This is a genomic window from Amnimonas aquatica (genome assembly GCF_002943415.1).
Classification (GTDB): domain Bacteria; phylum Pseudomonadota; class Gammaproteobacteria; order Pseudomonadales; family Moraxellaceae; genus Perlucidibaca; species Perlucidibaca aquatica_A.
Genome location: NZ_PTQZ01000235.1, coordinates 1 through 2,689, shown reverse-complemented (window position 1 = coordinate 2,689; position 2,689 = coordinate 1). Strand labels below are relative to the sequence as shown.

Sequence of the window (2,689 nt, the reverse complement as noted above, 5' to 3'; positions counted from 1 at the left end):
ACCGGACACATTCGCGAGACCACGCTGAGCTTCGGGGAAGTGGCTTTCATGCTGGGCTTTTCAAGCCCGGGGGCGTTCCAGCGCGCGTTCAAGCGCTGGACGGGGGAAACGCCCGGCGAGTACCGCCGGCGCGCGCTGGAACAGCGGCGGCGCCAGGGCGGAGCGCCCGGCGCGCATCAGGGGGTGAATCAGAGTTCGGTGGCATCGGCCCAGCGGTCATCGCTCCAGGCTTCGGGCGCATCGATATCGATGTAGTCGGCTTCGCGGTCCCACAGGTCGTCACGTTCCATATCCATGATCGGCTCTCTCTTTTCTCTGTCTGTATTTGGCAGGCAGAGAAATAAACCGGCAGGCATGACAGGATGATGACGACGGATCACGTGCGAATGGTCTGCCGGACGAACGGCGCTCCGGCGCCGACGCGGCGGCCGGCACCGGCACCGGCACCGGCAACACGGCCGGGCTCGGCTCAGCGCACCTGCAGCTCGACCTCGGGGTTGCGGCTGCGGCGGCCGTCGAGCAGGCGCTGCCAGAGGTCGGGGTCCGGCCATTCGGCACGGACCTGGTCGGAGAACACGATGCGCTCGAGCGGCAGCTCGCCCATGCGCGGGTTCTCGATGTCCTCGCGGAAGCACTGGGCATAGCCGGTCGCGGTCTCGTGCACGATCACCGAATGCAGGCGCACGTCCTGCTCGCCGTTGGCCATGTCGGTGAGCGCCAGCACGCGGTCGACCAGCGCGAAGAACACGCGCGAGAACTGCTCCGCCGACGGCGACACCGGCAGCGCGATCCAGCGCGCGCTGAACTTGCGGCAGGCGTCGAGGTACTCGGGGTCGTCGCGGTCCCAGAACGCCACGGCATGGTCGAAACTGTCGATCAGGCTGCGGATATCGCCCTTCATGAGACCAAAGTCATAGACCATCTGCCCGTGGTCGAGGGCGTGCGCCTCCAGCAGCACCTCGACCTGGTAGCTGTGCCCGTGGATCGAGCGGCGGCAGCGGTCGCTGCTGCAATTGCGCACGATGTGGGCGTTCTCGAAGCGGAACAGCTTGCGGATCAGCATGGTCGGTACCGGGCAGCGTCGGCGCCGGGACGGCTCGCGATGGCGCCGGCGGCGGGTGAAAACAGTGCCCACATTCTAGCAAAGCCGGCTGTCCGGCGCCGGCTTTTTCGGTCGCATCTTGCCGGGGCCGCGTGTAGAATTCCCGCCCGGACCCCCGGCCGCCGCAGCTCCAGCCTCACGAAGGCCCGGCGGCGGCCCTGACAAAAACGCCCTATCCAGGAGTTTCATGATGAGCACCAAGCAGCCCGTTCGCGTGGCAGTTACCGGCGCCGCCGGCCAGATTGGTTATGCCCTGCTGTTCCGCATCGCCTCCGGCGAAATGCTCGGCAAGGATCAGCCGGTTATCCTGCAGCTGCTGGAAATCCCTGACGAAAAGGCCCAGAACGCGCTCAAGGGCGTGATCATGGAGCTGCAGGACTGCGCATTCCCGCTGCTGGTGGGCATCGAAGCGCACAGCGACCCGCTGACCGCCTTCAAGGACACCGACTACGCCCTGCTGGTCGGCTCGCGTCCGCGCGGCCCGGGCATGGAACGTTCCGAGCTGCTGGCCGTCAACGGCAAGATCTTCATCGGCCAGGGCCAGGCCCTGAACGCCGTCGCCTCGCGCAACGTCAAGGTGCTCGTGGTCGGCAACCCGGCCAACACCAACGCCTACATCGCCATGAAGTCGGCGCCGGACCTGCCGGCCAAGAACTTCACCGCCATGCTGCGTCTCGACCNTCCCCGACCATGTACGCCGACTACCGCTTCGCCACCATCGGCGGTGAAAGCGTCAAGGCCCTGATCAACGACGAAGTCTGGAACCGCGAAGTGTTCCTGCCGACCGTCGGCAAGCGCGGCGCCGCCATCATCGCCGCCCGCGGCCTGTCCTCGGCTGCCTCGGCCGCCAACGCCGCCATCGACCACATGCGCGACTGGGCCCTGGGCACCAACGGCAAGTGGGTCACCATGGGCGTGCCGTCCGACGGCTCCTACGGCATTCCGGAAGGTGTCATGTACGGCGTGCCGGTCACCTGCGAAGGTGGTGAGTACAAGCGTGTCGAAGGCCTGGAAATCGATGCCTTCGCGCGCGAACGCATGGACTTCACGCTGAACGAGCTGCTGGAAGAGCGCGCCGGCGTCGAAGGCCTGCTGAAGTAAGTACGCCTCTCGCTGTACCGGAAGGCCCGCCATCGTGCGGGCCTTCTGCTTCATGGGGTCTGGGGTGCGGGCTGCGGGGGGCGGAAAATTGCAGCGCAGCGTTTTTTCCGCCCCCCGCAGCCCACACCCCGGCGGCAGCATTTGCTAAGATCGCGCGTCTGATGCGGCCCCGCAGCAACGTGCCGGCCGCCACACCGATCAGGAGGGCCTGCAATGAGTCTCGATCTGCAACACATCAACGCCGAACTCGGACAGGATGCCGCCAGGCTCACGGAATGGGCGCTGGGGCTGGGCAAGCCGGCCATCGTCACCACCAACTTCCGGCCCTACGAGGCCGTGATCCTGCACCTGGTGACCCAGGTCAAGCCGGACATTCCGGTGGTCTGGATGGACAACGGCTACAACACCGAAGCCACCTACCGCTACGCCGACGAGCTGGCCAGGCGGCTTAACCTGAACCTGACCATCTACCTGCCGAAGCGTTCG

At 66.5% G+C, this 2,689-nt stretch carries 2 protein-coding genes and 2 pseudogenes; 3 read left to right on the top strand and 1 reads right to left on the bottom strand.

Annotated elements, in window-relative coordinates:
- Positions 1-9: 9 nt before the first annotated feature.
- Positions 10-132, top strand: a pseudogene (locus tag C5O18_RS11030) (helix-turn-helix domain-containing protein); the annotation flags it as partial.
- A gap of 337 nt (positions 133-469) precedes the next feature.
- Here the strand turns inward: C5O18_RS11030 and C5O18_RS08430 are convergent.
- A complete protein-coding gene (locus C5O18_RS08430) occupies positions 470-1,063 on the bottom strand; it encodes a 6-pyruvoyl trahydropterin synthase family protein (protein WP_105193113.1) in 594 nt (197 codons plus the stop codon).
- Between the two features lie 229 nt (positions 1,064-1,292).
- Between C5O18_RS08430 and C5O18_RS08425 the strand changes: the two are divergent.
- Positions 1,293-2,203: pseudogene (locus C5O18_RS08425) on the top strand (malate dehydrogenase).
- A gap of 213 nt (positions 2,204-2,416) precedes the next feature.
- Positions 2,417-2,689: phosphoadenosine phosphosulfate reductase domain-containing protein (locus tag C5O18_RS08420; protein ID WP_158249311.1), on the top strand; the 273-nt coding region annotated here is incomplete at its 3' end.

What these genes read in the sequence shown, in the direction of transcription:
- C5O18_RS08430 (WP_105193113.1), bottom strand. Translation starts at nt 1,063, where the DNA reads ATGCTGATCCGCAAGCTGTTCCGCTTCGAGAACGCCCACATCGTGCGC.